Source organism: uncultured Aliiroseovarius sp. (genome assembly GCF_947497285.1).
Lineage (GTDB): Bacteria > Pseudomonadota > Alphaproteobacteria > Rhodobacterales > Rhodobacteraceae > Aliiroseovarius.
On the sequence record NZ_CANMFT010000001.1, the window covers coordinates 113,700 to 134,687 of the forward strand.

18 protein-coding genes and 2 pseudogenes are annotated in these 20,988 nt (G+C 55.4%); 11 read left to right on the forward strand and 9 right to left on the reverse strand.

Annotated features, from left to right (window positions below; translation table 11 throughout):
* Positions 1-43: 43 nt before the first annotated feature.
* From Q0864_RS00595 to Q0864_RS00610, 4 genes are all read right to left on the reverse strand, one after another.
* Positions 44-637: a hypothetical protein gene (locus Q0864_RS00595; RefSeq protein ID WP_298565086.1), complete on the reverse strand. Its 594-nt coding sequence runs from the start codon at positions 635-637 to the stop codon at positions 44-46.
* Positions 604-1,248: a polymorphic toxin-type HINT domain-containing protein gene (locus tag Q0864_RS00600; RefSeq protein ID WP_298566163.1), complete on the reverse strand. Its 645-nt coding sequence runs from the start codon at positions 1,246-1,248 to the stop codon at positions 604-606. The genes Q0864_RS00595 and Q0864_RS00600 overlap by 34 nt, the downstream gene beginning before the upstream one ends.
* Positions 1,249-1,293: 45 nt before the next feature.
* Positions 1,294-1,830: a DUF2750 domain-containing protein gene (locus Q0864_RS00605; protein WP_298565089.1), complete on the reverse strand. Its 537-nt coding sequence runs from the start codon at positions 1,828-1,830 to the stop codon at positions 1,294-1,296.
* Positions 1,831-2,240: 410 nt separating this feature from the next.
* Positions 2,241-2,939, reverse strand: coding sequence for an RHS repeat-associated core domain-containing protein (locus tag Q0864_RS00610; RefSeq protein ID WP_298565092.1), 699 nt, complete (start codon positions 2,937-2,939; stop codon positions 2,241-2,243).
* Between Q0864_RS00610 and Q0864_RS00615 the strand changes: the two are divergent.
* A pseudogene (locus tag Q0864_RS00615) lies at positions 2,923-3,135 on the forward strand (integrase core domain-containing protein); the annotation flags it as partial. The gene Q0864_RS00610 and the pseudogene Q0864_RS00615 overlap by 17 nt on opposite strands.
* A gap of 103 nt (positions 3,136-3,238) precedes the next feature.
* Here the strand turns inward: Q0864_RS00615 and Q0864_RS00620 are convergent.
* The 3 genes from Q0864_RS00620 to Q0864_RS00630 are packed head-to-tail and all read right to left on the reverse strand — an operon-like array spanning position 3,239 to position 7,222.
* Complete coding sequence (locus Q0864_RS00620; protein WP_298565095.1) at positions 3,239-4,018, reverse strand: carnitinyl-CoA dehydratase; 780 nt, start codon at positions 4,016-4,018, stop codon at positions 3,239-3,241.
* 2 nt (positions 4,019-4,020) lie between these two features.
* The gene (locus Q0864_RS00625) at positions 4,021-6,036 is read right to left on the reverse strand and encodes an acetate--CoA ligase family protein (protein ID WP_298565097.1); all 2,016 of its coding nucleotides are present in this window, start codon (positions 6,034-6,036) and stop codon (positions 4,021-4,023) included.
* Positions 6,037-6,061: 25 nt separating this feature from the next.
* A complete protein-coding gene (locus Q0864_RS00630) occupies positions 6,062-7,222 on the reverse strand; it encodes an acyl-CoA dehydrogenase family protein (RefSeq protein WP_298565100.1) in 1,161 nt (386 codons plus the stop codon).
* A gap of 213 nt (positions 7,223-7,435) precedes the next feature.
* On the opposite strand from Q0864_RS00630, the gene Q0864_RS00635 reads away from it, so the two are divergent.
* The 9 genes from Q0864_RS00635 to Q0864_RS00675 all read left to right on the forward strand — a co-directional run bounded on the left by Q0864_RS00635 (position 7,436) and on the right by Q0864_RS00675 (position 17,227).
* Entirely contained in the window at positions 7,436-7,837 is a 402-nt protein-coding gene (locus Q0864_RS00635; protein ID WP_298565102.1) for a hypothetical protein, read from the forward strand.
* A gap of 740 nt (positions 7,838-8,577) precedes the next feature.
* The gene (locus Q0864_RS00640) at positions 8,578-9,609 is read left to right on the forward strand and encodes a LacI family DNA-binding transcriptional regulator (RefSeq protein ID WP_298565104.1); all 1,032 of its coding nucleotides are present in this window, start codon (positions 8,578-8,580) and stop codon (positions 9,607-9,609) included.
* Between the two features lie 118 nt (positions 9,610-9,727).
* Positions 9,728-11,014, forward strand: coding sequence for a sugar ABC transporter substrate-binding protein (locus Q0864_RS00645; protein WP_298565108.1), 1,287 nt, complete (start codon positions 9,728-9,730; stop codon positions 11,012-11,014).
* A gap of 153 nt (positions 11,015-11,167) precedes the next feature.
* Positions 11,168-12,106, forward strand: coding sequence for a sugar ABC transporter permease (locus tag Q0864_RS00650; RefSeq protein WP_298565111.1), 939 nt, complete (start codon positions 11,168-11,170; stop codon positions 12,104-12,106).
* Positions 12,107-12,118: 12 nt separating this feature from the next.
* Positions 12,119-12,952, forward strand: a complete 834-nt coding sequence (locus Q0864_RS00655) for a carbohydrate ABC transporter permease (protein WP_298565113.1) — start codon at positions 12,119-12,121, stop codon at positions 12,950-12,952.
* A 9-nt stretch (positions 12,953-12,961) separates the two neighbouring features.
* Entirely contained in the window at positions 12,962-13,966 is a 1,005-nt protein-coding gene (locus tag Q0864_RS00660; RefSeq protein ID WP_298565115.1) for an ABC transporter ATP-binding protein, read from the forward strand.
* The gene (locus Q0864_RS00665; protein ID WP_298565117.1) at positions 13,963-14,736 is read left to right on the forward strand and encodes an L-iditol 2-dehydrogenase; all 774 of its coding nucleotides are present in this window, start codon (positions 13,963-13,965) and stop codon (positions 14,734-14,736) included. Before Q0864_RS00660 ends, Q0864_RS00665 begins: the two co-directional genes overlap by 4 nt.
* The gene (locus Q0864_RS00670; protein WP_298565119.1) at positions 14,736-16,232 is read left to right on the forward strand and encodes a mannitol dehydrogenase family protein; all 1,497 of its coding nucleotides are present in this window, start codon (positions 14,736-14,738) and stop codon (positions 16,230-16,232) included. Before Q0864_RS00665 ends, Q0864_RS00670 begins: the two co-directional genes overlap by 1 nt.
* A 68-nt stretch (positions 16,233-16,300) precedes the next feature.
* Entirely contained in the window at positions 16,301-17,227 is a 927-nt protein-coding gene (locus tag Q0864_RS00675) for a carbohydrate kinase (RefSeq protein WP_298565122.1), read from the forward strand.
* Positions 17,228-17,997: 770 nt separating this feature from the next.
* Here Q0864_RS00675 and Q0864_RS00680 read toward each other — a convergent pair.
* Positions 17,998-18,279: pseudogene (locus tag Q0864_RS00680) on the reverse strand (DNA methyltransferase); the annotation flags it as partial.
* Positions 18,280-19,103: 824 nt separating this feature from the next.
* On the reverse strand, positions 19,104-19,382 hold the full coding sequence (locus tag Q0864_RS00685) for a hypothetical protein (RefSeq protein ID WP_298565124.1): 279 nt from the start codon (positions 19,380-19,382) through the stop codon (positions 19,104-19,106).
* Between the two features lie 313 nt (positions 19,383-19,695).
* Here Q0864_RS00685 and Q0864_RS00690 point away from each other — a divergent pair, with 313 nt between their 5' ends.
* The gene (locus Q0864_RS00690; RefSeq protein ID WP_298565126.1) at positions 19,696-20,790 is read left to right on the forward strand and encodes a PqqD family protein; all 1,095 of its coding nucleotides are present in this window, start codon (positions 19,696-19,698) and stop codon (positions 20,788-20,790) included.
* Positions 20,791-20,988: the final 198 nt, after the last annotated feature.

Consider the following 20,988-nt stretch of genomic DNA (forward strand, 5'->3'; position numbering starts at 1 on the left):
GGCGCTAGGCCCCTACCGCCTTTGGGGCACATCACCACCATACTCAATTGTCGTTCTGATTTAGCACAAATTCACCTCTATCAAATACATAGTCACTGAGATTCGGAACGAGTTCTGGGTCTATTTCGGCAAGTACAGGCATGCCAACTGATCCAGCTGGCAGCTTCCCTTGAGTAAACATTACGACAATGTCGTCTAGCGAAAACCAATTCTCAACTATTGGACTCACCATATCTGTTAAGATCTGCAAAATTCGTTCTTCACGATCAAAATCAGACACATTTGACCCGGTATCGAAGCTGGGTGCGATCTGCTGTTTGTAGTGTTCTCGGGTGCACAGTTGCGACAGGCGAAGGTTAACAGGAAAACTTGCATCAAGAGGGCGCTTGGGCGGAAGACTTTCAAAATCGAGAAACTCTGCGGGATAGAAACCAACTGTCGGGTAGTAAGATGCAGTTTTTGACCACTGACTGCGTTGGAGCCAAACATTGCGTATCCCGCCCGGGAGCTTTTCGCGCCAGGAGTTTTTACTGAACCGAGCAAAACCAAACTCCGTAGCCCACAAGTTTACAGCATGTTGGACGCTGTCATCGTTCGTCGCTCTCATTGCTTGTATCTCATGATAATCCCAGTCCATTTGCCGCCATACTTCTTTTCCAATGCAGAGATATAACGAGCAAGTTGCGTACAGTCGCGAGATCGACGGCTTCTAGGCTTTAGCTCGACGACGGTACGGGACCCAAAGTTGACTGCATCTGCGCGACCAGCTTTTCCCAAGGGCACTTCCGTCTCCCATCCATCTCCCAAGAAGTCTCCCAATTGACAGTGCCGCTCGCGCCCAATCTGGGCAGCCGAACTGTTACCACTTGTCGATGATTTGGCATTATGCGACCAAGCCTCAAACTCACCCGCAAAATACGTATGCGCTTCCGCCACCTCGAAGTTATAGACAAGCTGTGGCGTGTCAATCTGCGTGATCGAGATGACCGTCAGCGGTTCCAGATTCTTGTCACGGATCGCATCTCCGGGGGTCAGGTCTCCGGCGAAAATCCAGCCTGCGCCTTGCACAAAGACCGGGTGGGCCGTGGTGACGCCCAATACCGTGGTTGAGCCGTCCATCCGCGCAAGGGTTAGATGCAGGATGTCCGTGGCCTGACGAACCGAAGTGCCCACCACAGGGAAGACGCCTGTTGCACCGGTGTCTTCGTTGCGAGCGACAACCATATCGCCCTCGCGCAGGCTTTCGATGGCGACTTTTCCTGTGGGAAGAGCGTGCTAGCCGCCCAACAGACGTTACTCTTGATCAAACCCAAAAGCTTTATGTGTAGCTTTGTCACCAAACTTATACTGGTACTTGAGATATCTCTTCCAACTCTCCTCCCACTCATTCACTAAATCTACCGGCTCAACCAGCATCACATCCTCGCCATCAATTGGAAACAAAGCGACAAGCCGATGTTCGTCCAACAGGTCGGGGGTCACAATATCAACCCAATCCGTTATGGGGATAGGAACGGCCGTTACATCATTGCTCTGGAATGCTGCAAAGCAATCAACAAACTCTTTGTGTGGCCAGATCGGAGTAACCAGCCGACCGACACCGCGATCTTCCCAACCAGTCAAGTATCCTCCCTCAAACGCAGTCCATAGCTCCTCCTGCCCAAGCGCTTCATTCTCGAGATAACGAGCGCGATCCGAAGCCGTGGCAGCTTTCAAACCCTTAATTTTTGCTGTTGTAAGCGGCTTACGTTGGTTACGTCTTTCGTCATCGGACATGCTCATGAAAATCTTGCGCTCTTCAGCGCTGCGAAAAGACTGCTTCATCGCCATTTTGGATTGTTCCCCGTTTTCCCCGGTCTGCCTCGATTATCGCGCGAGAACTCGGCACGCGAGCACATATTATGTTTGCCGCGGTTAGAAGGGAAATGACCCTGATCATATCCTTTGGGAAGTTTTCAACGAGACGGTGGAATTCCTGCGTTTCTCTGCTGTGTTAAATATCCACGAATATGTGACGCCACTTTATCATTGCAACGTAGATTACTCCACCAGCGTGCGGGTGGCCTCCCAGAGTTATGCCCCCACGCCTCCAACTCTCCCGCAAAGTATGTATGCGCATCTGCGACTTCGAGGTTGTGGACGCGCTGGGGCGTGCTGTCGGCCTCGGCGGAGAGGACCAGCAGTTCCCCCAAAGCCGCATCCCGGATCTTGTCCCCCGCCTCAACCTCGCCTGCAGGCAGTCAGCCTTTGCCGACCACGAACATCGGATGCTCGGACGTGACGCCAAGCCGCGTCGTCGTTCCATCCGCCCGTGCAAGCTCAACCCAATAGGTGTCCAGCGCTACGCGGGTCATCAGAGCCGTTACAGGGAAGGTGCCCGAAACGCCCGTGTCTTCGTTGCGGGCGACAACCATATCGCCCTCGCGCAGGGTTTCGATGGCGACTTTGCCGTTGGGGGTCAGAACTTCGGTGCCTGCGGTGAAGGAAGAACGGGACCCTCCGCTTCCACACCTACATTTTTGAGCACGGAAGCCTGTTCGACATCCTGGACGATTTACGAATGCACCTCGCGAAATGTCGCGCCCAGCAGCAAGGTTTTTCGCGATACTCGTTAAAGCGGTGCCGATTTTTTGGGCAACACATTTTGCGCCTTTGCCCACTTGCTTGCCCGCATAGCGCGTCATGCCAGCAACACCACTGGTCAAGCGGCTGTTCTCATTGCTTGAGGTCAACCCGCTTGGGTCCGACCAGTTGGCTGGATCGTTCCACGTGTAGGCGTAAAGGTTCATGTCGCCTGCGGCAATGCCCAGCGGGTCGGATTGCAGGAAGCGGCCTGTGTCCGGGTCATAGTGGCGGGCACGGTAGTGGCAGAGGCCGCTTTCCACGTCGAACTCGTGACCATCATGGATTGGCACAGCCGCGTGGCGTGACAATCGCATGATCGAACGGCTCTGGCGGTCACTCAAAAACGAATGCGTCTATCTGCACGCCTTTGAGACAGGCTCGGAGGCGAAGGCTGGCATCGGAAAGTGGCTGGCCCACTACAAGGTCGAACGCCCACATTCGCCCCACGGAATCTTGACCCCTGACGAGGCCTATGCCAGCAAAACAGAACCAATGAGACTGGCAGCCTGAAATGAAACCCTGATCCACCTCAACAAGGCTGAAAACTGGTCGAAAAACTAGGACCGCCTCTCATTGCGATCTATTCATCTACGCCCATGAACACCTTACCGCTTTACCGACCCTTCCAGACCGGGTCGCGTTTTTCTGCGAAAGCCCGTGCGCCTTCCAGCTGATCGTCACTGGAATAAAGCGTGTCGACGCTGCGCAGTTGGCGTTTGGTGATACGGTTCATGGCATCCTGAAACTTTGCATCTTCGGCGTCGCGCACGATTTCCTTGATGGCCGCGTGGACCAGCGGCGGACCGGAGGCCAGAAGGCGGGCAAGATCCCATGCGCGGTTCATCAACTGATCTGCGGGGACAATTTCGTTCACAAGCCCCCAGCCCTTTGCCTCTGCGGTGTCGAACCAGCGCCCGGTCAGCAAAAGCTCCATCGCGATGTGGTAGGGGATGCGTTTGGGCAGCTTGACGCTGGCTGCATCCGCGACGGTGCCTGAGCGGATTTCGGGGAGGGCGAAAGTGGCGTGGTCTGCGGCAAGGATCATGTCGGCTGACAGGGCCAGTTCCAGTCCGCCGCCGCAGGCAATGCCGTTCACCGCAGCGATGACAGGTTTGTTCAGATCGCGCAGTTCCTGCAGTCCGCCAAACCCGCCGACACCATAGTCACCGTCCACGGCATCGCCGTCGGCTGCGGCTTTGAGATCCCAGCCGGGGCAAAAAAACTTTTCGCCTGCGCCGGTCACGATGGCGACGCGCAGGCCCGGGTCGTCGCGGAAGTCGGCGAAAACCTCTCCCATGATGCGGCTGGTGGCCAGATCAATGGCGTTGGCCTTGGGCCGGTCCAGCGTCACCTCAAGAATTGCGCCATCACGGCGGGTTTTGATCGAGTCCATTTTCAGGCCTTTCTGATAAGAGCATCCGCTGCGACCGCCCTGTCGGGCGTACAGAGAAGCGGGTTTATTTCGACCTCGCAAAGCGTGTCGGCATTCTGCACCACATAGGTCTGTATTGCCACGACGGCACCGAGGATCGCATCCAGATCGGCCGCGGGCTGACCGCGATGGCCTGCGAGAAGCGGGGCGATTTTCAGGGTGCCGAGCGCCGAGCGGATGTCTTCGGGCGCGCTGGGCACCAGCAAGGATACGGTGTCTCGCAACACTTCGGTCAGGACGCCGCCTGCGCCAAGGGTCAGCACAAAACCATGAGCCGGGTCGCGCAGGACTCCGACCAGTAGCTCTGCCACTGCGCCGGTGATCATCTCTTCGATCAGGATCTCTTGTGTGCCGATAGCAGCGGCGACGTCTGCCACATCTTCGGCGCTGATCCCCAGACGGACTGCCGCGTGTTCTGATTTGTGCGCCAGCCCGACGCCTTTGATGGCAAAGGGGGAGGTCAGTTTCAGGGCGGCTGCGCGGGCGGCGTCGGGGCTTTGAACGGTGCAGTGCCTCGGGATATGCAAACCATGTTCGGACAAGGCTTTCTTGGCCTGCGCTTCGGTCAGCATCAGCGTGGCGGTTGCCGATCCCGGCAGGCAGATCGGCTCTGTCGCAGGACGCGCGATCTGACCGGCAGCACGGATGGCAGCGAGGGCTTCGCGCAGACCCATTAAGGGGACGACGCCGCCGGCCATCAAGTCCTGTGCAATATCAAGCGGCAAGAGTTCAGGCAGGGTCGATGCGATGGCAAAGCGTGCGCCGGTGGCGGCGCGCAAGTTCAACGCGGCCTGCTTGGTGCAGACCCAGTCCGTTGCATCGGTGGTCGGGTAGTCCACGATAGAGAACGTCAGGTCGATGTTCTCCCCAGTCATGCCGGACCAAGCCTGCGTCATCGCCTTGGTATCGCGCCAGATATAGGTGTGATAATCCAGCGGGTTGTTCAGTGCGACCATCGGTCCGAGTGCAGCGCGCAATTGGTTTTTTTGACCAGTCGTCAGGTTTGGAAAGGTCAGTCCCGTGCCAACTGCCATATCTGCGATCAGGCTGGCCTCCCCGCCAGAACAACTGATCGAGGCGATGTTGCCGCCCGGCAGCGGGCCATAGCAGTGCAACAGTTTCAAAGTCTCAAGGAAATCGGGCAAGGCTGCAAGACGCGGAATACCCAGCCGGTTCAAAAGCGCCTGCGCGCCCGCATCGCTGCCGGCAAGCGACGCGGTGTGTGACACGGTTGCGGCCTGCGCCTGTTCGGAGGCCCCCACCTTGAGCGCGACTAACGGCACGCCTCTTGCATAAGCTTTTGCGGCCAATGCCTCCCAATGGCGGATGTCCTTGAACCCTTCGATATGCAGCCCGATGGCCGTCACACGCGGATCGTCGACCAGGGCCGTTGCAATTTCCGCCTGACTGGTCTGCGCCATGTTCCCGCAGGCCACCATATACGCAATTGGCAGGGCCCGTTGCTGCATGGTCAGATTGATCGAAATGTTCGAGCTTTGCGTGAGGATCGCCACGCCCTTGTCGACCGGTGTTGCGCCATGCTGGTCCGGCCACAAAAGCGCACCGTCCAGCGCGTTGATAAAACCATAGCAATTTGGCCCAAGCAGCGGCATGTCGCCTGCCGCCGCGATCAGCAGTTCCTGTAGGTCGGTGCCGGTTTCATCCTCGGCCACGGCTTCGGAAAAGCCGGAGGCGAAACATACCGCCCCGCCTGCGCCCATTGCCGACAGTGCCTGAACCGCATCAATGGTGGCGTGCCGGTTGATGCCGATGAACGCGGCATCGGGCGCAGCGGGCAAGTCCTGGAGGCGGCCAAAGGCCGTGTGGCCCGCGACGTCACCTGCCTTGGGATGCACCGGCCAGATGTCGCCCTCATAACCCATGCGCTCGGATTGCAGGATGACCTGCCGACACCAGGCGCCACCGCCAATGACGGCGATGGACTTGGGGTGCAGAAGTCTGGTGAGCTTTGTTGTCATCGACGGTCCTGATCGGTTTTTGGTCTTATGCGCCCAAGGGGCGCAGCAGATCGCGGCTGATGATGTGGCGCTGGATTTCGGACGTGCCGTCCCAGATGCGTTCAACCCGCGCATCGCGCCAGAAACGCTCGATCGGGAAATCGTCCATCAGGCCCATCCCGCCGAAAATTTGCAGCGTCGTGTCCGTGACCCGCGCCAACATTTCAGAGGCATAAAGCTTGGCCGAGGCAATCTCGCGGTTGGCGGGCAGGTTCTGATCCAGACGCCACGCCGCAGCAAGGGTCAGCCAGTCAGCGGCGTCAATCTCGGTAATCATATCAGCGATCTGGAAACCGACGCCCTGAAACTTGCCAATCTGCTGGCCGAACTGCTTTCGTTCTGCGGCATAGTTCAGCGCATAGTCAAAACAGCGCCGCGCCCGCCCGACCGAAAACGCAGCAACCGTCAGCCGCGTTGCATAAAGCCATTCGTTCATCACAGCAAAACCGCCATCAACCTCGCCCAGCACCTGCGCGTCGGGCAAACGGCAATCGTCAAAGGTCAGGATGTAATTCTTGTAGCCCCTATGGCTGACCGAATTGTAGCCCTCGCGCACCTCAAAACCAGGCGTGCCGCGATCCACAAGGAATGTGGTGATCCGTTTCTTGGGGCCCTTCGGCGTTTCATCCACACCGGTGGCGATAAAGACGATAAAGAAATCCGCGTGCTCTGCGCCCGAGATGAAATGTTTGGACCCGTTTACGACCCAATCACCGCCGTCGCGTATCGCCTGGCATTTCATACCACGCACGTCTGACCCCGCATCCGGTTCGGTCATCGCCAGCGCATCCATGCGTTCACCCCGCACGGCGGGCAGCAGATAGCGTTCGCGTTGTTCATCGTTGCACGCCATCAGGATGTTCTGCGGGCGGCCAAAGAAGTGGGTCAGCGCCATTGAGCCGCGCCCCAACTCGCGCTCCACAAGCGTGAAATCAAGGTGGCTAAGACCCGCGCCGCCAACCTCTTCGGGGAAATTGCAGGCATAAAAGCCGAGATCGATACACTTCTGTTTGATTTCCTCGCCCAGGTCCAAAGGGACGGTGCCGCTGCGCTCTACGGCGTCCTCGTGGGGGTAGATCTCGTTTTCGACGAAGCTGCGAACAGTGGACGCGATCATCTCCTGTTCTTCTGACAGACCAAACTGCATGGCGCGTATTCCTTTGGGTGGGTGATAGACCAATAAAACGGCACAGGGCAGATTTGCGGTGTGCAGATTTGGTCGTTTATCATGCAGTTTAGGGAAAATAATGACCCGCCGCTACAACATCCTGTGCTTTGATGGGGACTCGAACCCTTGCCTCGCGAATTTGGTCAAGCCGCTTCGCGGAGCCAATACATTGGCGCGACAAGAGCTTTATGTATGGCGGTCTTTTGGTTCATGGAAGGCGATCCTGTCCAGAGTTCCAGCGGGCTTGTCATTCCCCCGCATGGTGCGCTGCGCGATCAGATCGGCGATGTTTTGGTTGTCATGCCCTCGTATGGCTACCTCAAGCTGGATACGGGCAGCTGGCTTTTGGCGCGGGTCGGGTTGCTTGAAGATCATCGCGCAACAACCCACTGGGATGAGCTTTCCCGGTTCGAAGAGGCGTTTCCTGCCGGGGCGGGTGGCGTTGTGAATAAGCACGAAGCTTTGATGCCCGAACCTGTGGCCCAGAAACTGCCTGCCACGGTTGATCGTATCATTCCGCAAAGCTGGACAGACTACATCGGCTATTTGAACGAGGCCCATTACCTTGAGGCGTCAGCACAAGCGACCGGTTGAAGATCACCACTCAAGTCCTGCGGGCGAGGGCAAGAAAACTCATCTGTTTCATCGGTTGCAGCGAAAGTGCGGTTTCGGAACGGGGTTCATTCGCAGTTTTCAATGACCGCTTCGGAGATATTCGCGGCGTCGCAGCGGCGATCGCGCGGCGCATACGCACGGATGCTGTGGCAGCGAAGGTTTGAAAATCGAATGTCGGAAAAGTCCTGCCCAGCTGCGGTCCAGCTCTGCTCTTTCGAATGTCAGCAATTGAGAAAAGTGGTCACTGCTAGTTGAAGCGGTCCATCTCTCAAATGTGGGAGGGAGCCGCCTTTTGCTTGTGTAGCTATTGCTCACGCAGAAAACCCTTACGCCCACAGTGTCGAGAATGTGGCTGTGTGGCGGTTTTCACCAGAGCGGCCATTGAAAGTCGGTCTGAGGCGCAAATTTCAAACCTCACTTTCGCCGCGGTTACTTCGACCATCGAGACGTGCAACCTTCCGGACTTTCTCTGGCACGCTATTGATTGCGGAGCCTTTCTTTGCGCCTACGGCAGAGTTTTTTGCTGCGACGCAACTGTTGTCGCCAAGCCGGCCAGTGAACTCTGTGACGAGACGTTGCGACCATCCTGTCTCCACCGTGTATCGGGGGAACCAGTAAGAAATAAATTAACGCGCGCCAAATTCAAACTTTACAGAAATAAGTTTTCTGAGCATCCTTGGACATCAGGAATATCAAGATGGCAACGGAAGGGTTCGCCAATGACGGATCAAAAAATCAAGAACATGGAGGACTTTGCGGCGGTTAGCGGAATCTCCCGTCCGACGATTTCGAAGTATTTCAATGATCCTGATAGCGTTAGGAAGTCCACCCGCGCGAAAATCGAGACTGCGTTAGAGAAATATGACTATCGGCCGAACATTTATGCGGTCAATCAGAATCGACGTCAGACTAAGAACATTGGTTTGGTGGTTCCCAATTTGACCGATCCCTTTTTCGCCGGGTTTGCTCGAACAATTGAGGGGCTAGTCGTCGAGGCTGGTTATAATCCGTTGTTGCTCAGTTCTCATGGCGGGCCAGAGCAAGAACTTGCCAACCTCGACAGCCTTCGGTCCATTAAGCCCGCCGGTGTGTTGTTGGCACCGCTCGGTCGGGCATCGCTGGAAGAGCGGGTCGCGGAGTTCACAAATGAAGTCCCAACCGTGTTGTTTGACGCCAACCTCGAAGGAATTGGCGAGGCGTTCTTCGGTTCAGACAACAATCAAAGTATTGGCTTGATTGTTGACTATCTGTGTCGATCAGGCGAGCCACCGGTATTCTTTGAAATGAAGGCACCAATCAACCCAAATGCTTACAAACGACGCACAGCCTATTTGGAAGCAATGGAACGATTGGGGCATGAGCCACATCTGATTCAGGTTAATGGGCAGGGGTGGAACTTTGAAGAAATCGGTTTTCGCGAAGGGGCACGGGTCCTGACAAACCAGCGACTGCCCTCAAATACGATTTTATGTTCAAACGACCGACTCGCAATAGGTTTGCTGTCGGCTGCATTTGAGAACGGTTTGAAGGTCGGCTTAGAAGCGGATTCTTTTCTTAGAATTGCAGGACATGATGATCACCCATTCTCGCGCTTTACATGCCCAAGTTTGACTACAGTTTCGCAGGATTATGAGGCCATCGCCGCAAAAAGTGTCGAGACGGTTTTGTCCTTGGTCGATTCTAGAGAACGACTCAAAAAGCGCGAGGAAATTCTATTTGAGGGTAAGCTTGTCATGCGCGGCTCCGCGTAAATCCCTGATAAGATTAACCTTTGATTGAAAAATTTACGCGAGTAAAAAACATGATTGACGCGAAGTAATAATCGTTGGTAGCGTTTACGCTCAACATCCTATCTAGGGAGGAACCCGGATGTCTTTTAAGAATGCACTTTGCGCAGCTAGCGCAATTGCCCTTTTGGGGGGAGCTGCCGCGACCGCCGACAGCCTGACAATCGCGATCGTGAACAACGGTCACATGATCAACATGCAAAAGGTCGCCGAGGCCTATACAGCGGAAACCGGGGTCGAACTCAATTGGGTCTCTCTGGAAGAAGGCGTCCTGCGCGAACAGGTCACGTCGGACACCGCAACTGGTGGTGGTCAGTATGACATCATCAACATTGGTATGCAGGAAGCACCCATCTGGGGTGCTGCTGGATGGATCGAACCGCTGAGCTTCAGCGCTGATTACGATGTCGACGACATCCTGCCTGCGATGCGCAATGGTCTGTCGCATGAAGGCACGCTTTATGCCGCGCCGTTTTACGGTGAATCGTCGATGGTCATGTACCGCAAGGACCTTGCCGACGCAGCCGGTGTGACCATTGCCGACAACGACACTTGGGACAACATCAAAGCCGCCGCGGCTGCAATCCACGATCCGGATAATGGCGTTTACGGCGCCTGCCTGCGCGGCAAGCCGGGTTGGGGCGACAACATGGCGTTCATCACCACGGTCGTTAACTCCTTCGGTGGTGCTTGGTTCGATGCCGACATGAAGCCTGTTCTGGACAGCGCCGAATGGAATGCCGCAATCAACTTCTACGTCGACCTGCTTGGCAACTACGGACCTCCGGGTTCAGAAGGCAATTCGTTCAACGAGATCCTTGCGCTCTATAACGAAGGTAAGTGTGGCATGTGGATCGACGCGACAATCGCAGCTTCGTTCCTTGAAGTTGACGGTGTTGCCTACGCTCAATCGCCGAACGCTGGCAACCCTGTTGGAGCCAACTGGTTGTGGGCATGGGCAATGGCAATCCCCGCCGGTTCGCCGAACGCTGAAGCTGCTGGTGCCTTCATCGAGTGGGCAACGTCGAAAGACTATGTGAAAGCTGTGGGTAACCACCCGGACTTCGGTTGGGGTTCTGTTCCGACCGGTCAGCGTGCTTCGACTTATGCGATCCCTGAATTTCAGGCCGCAGCGGGTTTTGCAGCTGCCGAACTGGCAGCGATCGAAAGCGCTGCGCCTGAAGCAACAGACCTGAAGCCTTACGTCGGCGTTCAGTTCGCCGCCATCCCGGAATTCCCGGAAGTAGGTTCGGCTGTCGCTCAGGAAATGGCAGCAGCTTTGTCCGGCGCTAAGTCGGTAGAGGATGCGCTGGCCGCATCGCAAGCTGCAGCTGATGCGATCATGCGTGAAGCAGGTTATTACGAGTAACCACTAAGTACCGAGGGCCTGGCCTTGCCGGGCCCTCTCACAACCTGGCCGCTTTCATTGAAAATACGGCCCCGCGGCACGTAAAGTCCAAACATTCGCAACCAACACGTCACAAGCAGAGCGATGGCCTCGTTTTGCTAGGAGGATAGACTAATGTCTGACAGAAAGCTTCCTAGGCTTCTTCAAACTCCAGCGGTACTTCTGCTTTTGGTTTGGATGCTTATCCCACTTGGGATGACGCTTTACTTCTCGTTCATCCGGTATGTGCTGAATAGCCTTCGCCGCCCGGAATGGACGTCACCGAGTCTGAGCAACTGGCGTGGGTTCGGAAACTATGAATTTGTTCTGAAATCCAAAGACTTCCTGCTCGCCATCCAAAACAGCCTCTTCATCGTGTGCAGCATCCTGTTTCTGACCGTCATTCTAGGTGTACTGATTGCGGTCCTGATCAACAAGACCTTTCCGGGACAAGGGATCGTCCGGGTCTTGCTGATTTCACCGTTCTTCGTAATGCCTGCGGTTAATGCAGTGCTTTGGATCAACATGATCCTTGATCCTGTCCTGGGTTTGCAGGGGATCGCAGTTGCTGGAATAAACGAAATCATGGATGGGTTGCGACAGATGCCCGTTCTCGGCGGTTTCTTCTCGCTCTGGCCAGAATTCGAACCGGTTTCGTTCCGCGCGACCCAAACATCGGCCATCGCCGTTATCATGATGGTGACCTGGCAATGGACGCCTTTTGCGGTCCTCATCTTCATGACCTCGCTCCAATCCGAGGACCAGCAACAAAAAGAAGCTGCAGTTCTGGATGGCGCAAGCACCTGGTCGCAGTTCCGGTTTCTGACATTGCCGCATCTGGGCCGCCCGATTGCCATCGTGGTGATGATCCAAGCGATTTTTCACCTGTCGTTGTATGCGGAAATCGAAATCGTGAGCCGGGGCAACGGGAACAAGAACCTGCCCTATCTGATCGGTGAATTCGCCAACAACAATATCGGCGCAGCCAGTGCCACCGGCATCTTCGCCGTAATCCTCGCCAACATCGTCGCGATCTTTCTGCTGCGTATGGTTGGCAAGACTTTGATGGAATAGGAGGGCTAGATCATGGCAATCGTTGCACAATCCTCGAAATTCAGCACCTATGGACGGCCCGTTTTGGCCTGGGCTGTCGGACTGCTTTTCTTCTTCCCTATCTTCTGGATGGTTCTGACAAGCTTCAAAACAGACGCCGACGCGGTGAAGCCTGAGTTCCTATTCTTCTTCACCCCAACGCTTGAGAACTATCTCAACATGACCGAGAACTATGACTATTGGCGCTTCGCCCGTAACTCTGTCATCTCGGCCGTATCGGCGACAGCATTTACGTTGGTAGTTGGCGTCCCTGCTGCCTATGCGATGGCGTTCAACCCAAGTCGTGCGACCAAAGACGTTCTGATGTGGATGTTGTCGACCAAGATGCTTCCCGCAGCGGCGGTCCTGTATCCGATGATCTTTCTTGCCAAAGGCGTCGGGCTTTATGACACGCATATCCTGGTCATCACCGTGCTGTGCCTGATCAACCTGCCAATCGCAATCTGGATGCTGTTCACCTACTTCAAGGAAATCCCGAAGGATATCATCGAAGCGGGCAAGATGGACGGCGTCAACACTTGGGGCGAGATCAAAGAGATCCTTGTACCCCTCGCTTGGGGCGGCATCGCGTCAACCGCGCTTCTGGTCTTCATCTTTTGCTGGAACGAAGCTTATTGGACGGTTCGCCTTACCACCATCGACGCGGCCACACTCTCCAAGCTCATTGAAGGCAACCGCGCGCCAGAAGGTCTGTTCTTTGGACGCCTTTCAGCAGTCTCAACCGCAGCCGTCGGACCAATCGTTGTCCTAGGATGGTTCTGCCAGAAACAACTTGTCCAAGGCTTGACCTTCGGCGCTGTGAAATAAGGAAAGATCATGGGACGTATTGTACTCGATCAAGTATCCAAGAAGTTCGGTGACGTCGAAGTCATTCCTCCGCTGGACCTGACCATTGAAGACGGAGAATTTGCCGTATTTGTCGGTCCGTCCGGCTGCGGGAAATCCACGCTTCTGCGCATGATTGCGGGTCTTGAGGATCTAACATCCGGTAACATCGAGATCGACGGTGAGGTCGTGACCGAGGTCCCGCCTTCGAAACGTGGTTTGGCCATGGTGTTCCAGTCCTATGCACTTTATCCGCATATGACGGTGCGCAAGAACATCGGATTCCCACTCCGGATGGAAAAAATGGCGCCGGACGAGATTGACAAGCGTGTCGAAGCCGCTGCGTCGTCTTTGAACCTGAACGACTATCTGGACCGCAAACCGGGGCAGCTTTCCGGTGGTCAGCGTCAGCGGGTCGCGATTGGACGCGCTATCGTACGTGACCCTTCGGCATTTCTGTTCGACGAACCTCTGTCGAACCTTGACGCTGCATTGCGGGTCGGTATGCGCCTTGAAATCAGCGAGATGCATGAACGCATGCAGACCACCATGATCTACGTGACGCATGATCAGGTTGAAGCGATGACAATGGCCAACAAGATCGTCGTTCTTCAGGCCGGTGTGATCGAGCAGGTCGGCTCGCCGTTGGATCTGTATCACAAACCTCAAAATGTGTTCGTGGCAGGCTTCATCGGCTCGCCAAAGATGAACATCTTTTCCGGTCCGGAAGCTGAAAAACTGGGGGCGCACACCATCGGTATCCGTCCAGAGCATACTGACGTCAGCATGACTGAAGGCGCCTGGAAAGGAACCGTGGGTGTTGCGGAACACCTTGGGTCAGACACGTTTATCCACGTTCATGACACCGGGCTTGCGGATATGATCACGGTTCGTATCAACGGGGATATCTCGGTGAAGCACGGGGACGATATATACCTGACCCCGCAAGCGGACCAGATTCACAAATTCGACGCACAAGGGCTGCGGGTCGAATGAGCCGTCTGGCAGGCAAATCTGCACTGATAACAGGGGCCGCCCGGGGGATCGGGTTGGCCTTTGCCAAGGCCTATGTGGCCGAGGGCGCGCGGGTTGCCATTGCGGACATCGACCTTGAACGGGCGCGTGACGCTGCAGCCGAGATCGGTGACACTGCATTTGCCGTTGAAATGGATGTCACCCGACAAGACAGCATCGACGCCGCCATTCTCAAAACGGTGTCGGTGTTCGGTCAGATAGACATTCTGATCAACAACGCTGCATTGTTCACTGCTGCGCCGATCGTTGATATCACGCGCGAAGAATATGCGCGGGTTTTTGACGTCAATGTTGCCGGAACCCTGTTCACACTACAGGCCGTTGCACGTCAAATGATCAAGCAAGGTATTAAGGGCAAAATCATCAACATGGCCAGTCAGGCAGGGCGGCGGGGCGAACCCCTTGTTGCCACCTATTGCGCCTCAAAGGCTGCTGTCATCAGTTTGACCCAGTCCGCCGGACTGAACCTCATCGCGCATGGGATCAACGTGAATGCGATCGCCCCGGGGGTTGTGGACGGCGAACACTGGGACGGCGTTGATGCCCTATTTGCCAAGTATGAGGGCAAGGCACTGGGACAAAAGAAAAAAGAAGTTGGCGAAGCCGTCCCCTTCGGGCGCATTGCACAGGCCGAAGACATAACTGGGATGGCGATATTTCTCGCCTCACAAGACGCCGATTACATCGTTGCACAGACCTATAATGTCGATGGCGGAAACTGGATGAGCTGATGGAAGATCTCGCGCAGGAAACCGATCTTATGAACCTAAACAACGCTACACTTAACCGACTCCCCGAGGCCGTCCTGCGCCCGCTCTATGACCGTGAGCGGCTGACACCCGGGATTGTTCACATAGGCGTTGGAAATTTCCATCGTGCCCACCAAGCATGGTATCTGCACCGCCTGATGCAACAAGGCGAAGCGTTTGATTGGGCGATCATTGGCGCGGGTGTTCGTCAATATGACGCCAACATGCGGGAAAAGCTGCTGGTGCAGGACTGTCTGACAACGCTGATTGAACTGGATCCATTGTCCGCGACTGCTGAAGTTATCGGCTCAATGATTGATTACCTTCCCATTGAGGAGGGCAATGGCGCATTGATCGAACGAATGGCTCTGCCAGACATCCGCATCGTAGCGATGACTGTGACCGAAGGTGGATACTTCATCGACCCAGCCACCAAAGGGTTTGATCCGACGCACCCAGACATTATCCACGACTTTCACAACCCTGATGCTCCAAGAACCGCGTTCGGAGCAATTGTCGCAGCACTTCGTTTGCGCCGCGAAAGCGGTGTCGGCCCCTTTACGTGCCTTTGCTGTGACAACCTGCAGGGCAACGGGGATGTGCTGCGCCAAACCGTTGTGTCGTTGGCGCGCCTGTCCGACCCAAATCTGGCAAATTGGATAGACGCAAACTGCACATTTCCAAATTCCATGGTCGACAGCATTGTACCGGCAACCGGTCCCAACGAGCTGGCATTGGCGCATAAACTAGGCATTGATGATATGGCGCCTGTGACCCATGAAAGCTTCCGGCAATGGGTGATGGAGGATGACTTTTGCGCTGGACGCCCGAACTGGGAAAATGTCGGCGCGACCTTTACGGACGATGTCCACAGTTACGAAACGATGAAAATCAGAATTTTGAACGGTGGGCATCAGGTGATCGCAGTTCCGGGCGAAGTGCTCTCGGTCAAGACGATTGCAGATTGCATGAGACACGATCTGATCAGCCGGTTCTTTGCCAAAGTCGCGCATGAAGAAATCGCTCCGCTGGTCAATCCAGTCTCGGGCATGGCCACAAAAGAATATGTCGGGTTGGTCCAAAAGCGGTTCTCGAACCCCAAGATCATCGACACAACCCGTCGGGTGGCCTTCGACGGGTCCTCCCGTCATCCGGGCTTTGTTATCCCGTCTATCCGTGAAGGTCTGGCGAAAGGCACTCCGATCGAAGGGCTTACCCTGGTTGAAGCGGCCTGGGCACGTATGTGCGAAGGCACGCGTGGAGATGGCAGCAGAATTGAGCCCAATGATCCAAACTGGGACGACTTGAATGTGAAGGCTTTGGAAGCTCGCGCAAATCCAAGAGCATGGCTTGAGATGAGCCAATTCTACGGGGAGCTCGCTGAGGAGCCTCGTTTTGCGGATGGTTTCGGCCGGTGGCTCTGCTTGATTTGGGACGAGGGGTTGGAAGCGGCGATCGCAACCTATCTCGAAACCTAAGTCATGACCCATATTCACAATGCAGAACGTGCTACTGGAATTCGCCCCATGTTCATTGAGGAAATCCTATGATCCTTTGTTGTGGTGAAGCTCTTATCGACATGATCCCCGAGCAAACGGTTCAGGGTTTCGATGGCTACGTGCCACGATCAGGTGGTGCGATATTCAATACGGCCATTGGTTTGGGCCGACTTGGGTGTCGAACAGGTCTCTTGAGCGGAATATCAACAGATATGTTTGGCCATCAACTTATGTCCGATCTGAGGGCCAGCAATGTCGACACCCGATATGTCATTCGGTCGGATCGTCCATCTACCCTTGCGTTTGTAAAGCTGTCCGATGGCCACGCGTCGTATTCATTTTTCGACGAAAACTCTGCCGGTCGGATGATTGCACCACATGATCTGCCTGAAAAAATCAGAGATGTTTCCGCCCTGTATTTCGGCGGGATCAGCCTGGCCTGTGATCCGGGTGCCGAAACCTACGCGCAACTCGCCGTAGCGCTTGAGCGTAATTGTGTTGTGATGATCGACCCCAACATCCGGCCCAGTTTCATCAAGAATGAACGGGTATTTCGGGGCCGCCTTGAGCGGCTGTTCAGCTTGGCAGATATTGTAAAAGTCTCGGATGAAGACTTGAACTGGATCTTTCAAAATGCCGACTCGCTCGAATCGAAAGTCGCGCAACTACAGGAATTTGGGCCCTCCATCGTGATCTTGACGCGGGGCAGTTCTGGGGCGCAAGCATGGTTGCCAGATGGACGATCTATCTTTGTTGCCAGTCAGAAGGTTGATGTTGTCGACACGGTCGGAGCCGGTGACACGTTCAATGCTGGTGTCCTTGCAAGCCTGTCTGAAGCAGGTCTGCTTACCAAAACCGCAATTCAGACGGTGTCAGAAAATGACGTCGCAAAAGCAATTGGTTTCGGGGCGCAAGTCGCTGCAATCAATGTCGGCCGAGCTGGTGCAAATCCACCTTGGCGTGATGAACTTTGATGAAGCGGAAAAAACGAGCGAAACAAGCTTTCTAAGCGCTCAAAGCAGGCGAACCATCCGCGAAAATACGACTGCTCATTCGTGGACTCAGATTTGCTGAAACTTCACGAGTGTCCGCAATTTCCGCCCCACCGCAAAAGACCTGTTTGGTAAAGTGCAGCATTCTTCGTGCTGTGATCGCACGCAGCGAGAACCTGAGGCTTCATCTTTGGGCTCGTTTCAGCCCTTCGCCGCAGCTATCGTTAAGAGCAGCCATGCAGAACACAGCCGCCTTTGGTACGTCGCCGCGAAAGCCCAAAATTGTTCGCACACCTGTCATCTACGCATTCCGCAGGGAATGAATCTTCCAACCCGCTGGCAGGTATGCGGCCACCGCAACGGGTTAATCGTCGGCGCCCCTGCCAGTACCCGATTGCCTCTAGCAACGGATCAAGCGAGCACAGCATTTTTTGGGCGTGCGTATTATCGTCGAGAAGGATTGCGCGCGTACTTTCAACTTCTTCAGTTTCCAAATCCCTGTCGATTTCGACAAGCTCCTGCGCCCACTTGGCCCCTTGCGTTTGCCATTTTTCAAGCTCGACCACATCCTCCTCATCATTGGCCCTTGTATCCGTGCTTCGCCTGTTTTGAAGTCAATATTGCTGTCTGAACCCACTCATCTGCCGGTGGCTTGCCATTGCCGACCTCATAATCCGTAGTTCTCTTGACGCAGGGAAGAGGAGTTTTGTCTTTTGTCGTTGTGCAGCCGCCTGAACCTGCTCTGCTTGTGGTCACCCGCAGAGCACCTGTTCGGCGTCGTCATTTGCATAGGCCTCCGACCGCGCCAGAATGTGATCACAATAGATGCAATCAATTACGCAAAGATAAGCTCTCCGGCCGGGTTTTTCCGCTGCGACCAGCGTTGAGCCAGGTCCGCCAAAGACGTCGAGGACGACATCGCCCCGGCCTGACACATCCCGGATAGCATCGGCAATCATCTGCACCGGCTTGACGGTCGGGTGAAGCGCCAATTCTTGCATGCGGTTGCCGTGGCGGCTGTTGACCCCTCGGTATTGCCAGACTTGGCGTTGTCAGTTTCACCTGACCCATAAAACCCGTCACGATCCTTCGCTGCTCGGGGTCGCGTTTTTCCTGAACATGAGGTGAAATTTCCCTGTTCTAAAAAACAGGAAAATCAGACCGAGACTGGCTAGCTCAAGACTACCACCTCAGCAGACTTCCACAAACGTGCCGTCCTATCTGGATCGTTTTTGGCCTGCAAAATTTGGGACTATTGCCGGGAAGAAACCCAATTTCGTACCAAATCAAGTGATTTGGCGCTTGCTGCGCCTTCAAGGTATCTTCCAACCGATTATCAATAGACGCCCTGGTTCAGATGCAAATATCAGAAAGAAGTATAGATTTCGGCCGTGGTTAGAAACCGCGACGCACAGCAGCCGGTTCAAATAGATGGACCGCCCATGAAGACGACCCTCTGGCGTAAAAGCTCAATGGCCTCCGCGATCGCTAAGGCGACCACTAACGCGACACCAAGTGACCGAACAGTGCTGTCCATCGTTGTATAACCCAGCAATAGCCGAACCGCCCAAACGTGGTCTGACCAATACGGAAGCATATTCGAAGAGGCATCGAAAGCGTCGGTTTGGACCCCGAAATGAGCAGCAGATGCATGCCAGCCTTCTTGTTTTGAACATGACAAAACACTGACAATCCAGTTCAGCCAGTTGAAGGCGTGCATTCGCTAGTCTGGTTTCGAGGTGCGAACCCAAATGTGCCAGAACCGAGACTGAAGGATAGAACAAATGACCAAGCAAAATGACAAAGTACTTTCCCGCCGCAAGGCATTCACTGCCATCGGTGGCCTGGCTGTGGCCGCCTATGTGGCGCCCACATTGACCACACTTTCTGCGGCACATGCTGCCAGTTCGTCTTCATCCGCCAGCCCAGCTTCGGCGGCGAGCCCGGCCTCGAAATCAAGCCCGGCCTCGAAATCAAGCCCGGCCTCGAAAGTAAGCCGTGCCTCGGCCACCAGCCGACCTTCGAGTTCATCAAGCTCCTCTTCACCAAGCTCAACGTCGTCTCCGACATCTCCCAGCGGACCAAGCAGACCCAGCAAGTCGATGACGCCAAGCGAGTGCAGGGACTCTGGCGGCACAGTCGTTAAGCGCGATGATGGAGTTTCGGTTTGTAGCCGCAGCTAAGTCGGAAATATCTCATTTCAGACACCCGGTCTGCTTGCAATTCATTTGCTGGCAGACCGGACAGCTTTAGGGCACGATGGAAATTGAGTAGGATGAGCGGAACCAGCTCAGGATTGAAACGTGGCAACAACGCGATATCTGAATTTTGAAGGTTTGAATCACTCCGTCGCGCTTGAAAACGCGGCGCCCTTAGAGACGATGGTGTCGGAGGTATTGTCCGCGTGGCCTCATCAGGTTTCCGCGACACAGCCCCAAAACCCACCATTTGTGACAATCAGACCAGCGGATGACGGTCGGTGGTCGTTGGTGGCCGAAGACGCGCCATCCGACGTTCGGATTTGGGACTCAGTCAATACCGTCTGTGATCTCGTGGCGGAAACGGCTTGGGAACGTCTGCGGTCCGAGCCTGAATTGCTTTGCCTACACGCCGCAGCTGTCAATTTCGATGGACGGTTGGTTGTCTTCCCTAATGCGCGGCGCGCGGGCAAGAGCACGCTTGCCATTGCGCTGGCGCGGCTTGGTCGGCAGCTTTACACGGACGACTTCTTGCCCGTGCGAATTGATGCAAGCAATCAGACTTGTCTTGGTATTGCGAATGGGGCACCGCCACGTATTCGCCTTCCCGTTCCGAAAGACTTCAGCGATGCTTTTCACGCGTGGGTGGGTCAGGATCGTGGCCCGTCAAATCGACAATACAAGTATCTTTTGGACGCTCAGATAGCGCCACATGGAGAAACATTGCCGCTTGGCGCAATGGTGGTGCTTGATCGGCAGGATGATCCGGTCGAACCAGTCCTCGCCCCCATGGCGCGTGAGGATGCGCTGGAAAGCCTGATCTCTCAGAACTTTGCCCGCACACGGCATGCTGGCGCGATCCTGAAATCGATCGACGTGATCACGCGACACCTTCCGATCTATCGGTTGAGCTATCACAGTGGTGAGGCTGCAGCAGAATACCTCTCGGGTCACTCCGATTTGAAATCGCTCCCGGCGACCCGGTTTGCAGAACTTGCACAGGATGATCGCCAAGCGCCGTTAAACCAGATTGGCCAATCCACCCCCGAATTCGCGGCGGTTCGGCAGTATGTTCAGGCAACGAACGTGACCGAGACGCAGGCGGGCAACGACAGTTTTCTTGCAGATGGCACAGGTTTGGCCATATTTCGATTGAACCCGGTCTCGACTGCGATCTGGCGGTTGCTGGAAGAGCCGACCGATCTGGACGAAGTCGTGTCCCTTCTGGCAGCAGCCTTTCCCGATGTCCCCGCAGATCAGATCACCACCGATTGCGAGCAGTTGATGCGTGGTCTGGCCGAGGCGCGTCTGATCCTGCCAGTGGCTTCAAAGGATGCGGCGCAATGAAACGCAAAAATCGCATATCACGCCGCGAGGCCATGAAGCGTCTGGGTTTGGGTGCAGCCGGCGCCTATATCGCCCCTAGCTTAGCTGGATTAAGCATGGCCAGAGCGGCTTCAAGTTCATCGCCACCGTCGCCTGCCAGTAGGGCAACACCCCCAAGTCCGGCGTCACCGGCTTCCCGCCCTAGCCCAGTGAGCAGAG